We start from the raw sequence: 623 nt of genomic DNA, 5'->3' as shown, positions 1-623 counted from the left end.
TTGCCGGGCTGAAGGGCCTCAGCCACGTCACGGTCGAGGTCGAGACCTGCCCGCATTGATGTGATCCGCCGAAATGGAATTCGGCGGCGCGGCCGGGGTTGATCCTCGGTCGCAGCCATACAAGGCTTGCGCTGCAAGAGGGACCAAGGATGATGTCAGGGATCACGAAGATCAGGTTTGCTTTCGCCGTGGCCACGCTGGCTCTGTCGGGCCAGGCGGCGCTCGCGCAGTCCGAGAAATCAGGCGTCGAAAAGCTCTACGTCCTCAATTGCGGCGAGGGTACCGCCGGCGACATCTCGCGCTGGACGCCCGGCCTGAACGAAGGCAAGTCGATGGACTTCGTCGACAGCTGCTATCTCATCAAGCACAGCAGCAAGGGCTGGTTCCTGTGGGACACCGGCATCGCCGATGCCGTCGCTGCGATGCCGAATGGCCTGGTTCCCGCCGATCCCAAGGCCGTGACCTGGCGCCGGCCGAAGACGCTTGCCGCCCAGCTCGAACAGCTCGGCCTCAAGCCGGATGACGTCAAGGCGATGGCGGTGTCGCACACGCATCCCGACCACTCCGGCAATGTCGAGCTGTTCCCGCAGGCCACGCTCTACGTGCAGAAGGCCGAATATGAC

General features: G+C 64.0%; 2 protein-coding genes. One reads left to right on the top strand and one right to left on the bottom strand.

Features of this window, described 5'->3' with window-relative positions; translation table 11 throughout:
• Nucleotides 1-196 (bottom strand): hypothetical protein (locus AC1D00_RS44295; RefSeq protein WP_477015098.1); only part of this gene is annotated, 196 nt, incomplete at its 3' end.
• Here AC1D00_RS44295 and AC1D00_RS44290 point away from each other — a divergent pair.
• Nucleotides 150-623, top strand: a 474-nt coding sequence (locus tag AC1D00_RS44290) for an MBL fold metallo-hydrolase (RefSeq protein WP_477015097.1), incomplete at its 3' end; no start/stop codon positions are given. The genes AC1D00_RS44295 and AC1D00_RS44290 overlap by 47 nt on opposite strands.

This window comes from Bradyrhizobium sp. P2_E8, from assembly GCF_056403875.1.
This window is presented reverse-complemented; position numbering and strand designations above follow the sequence as displayed.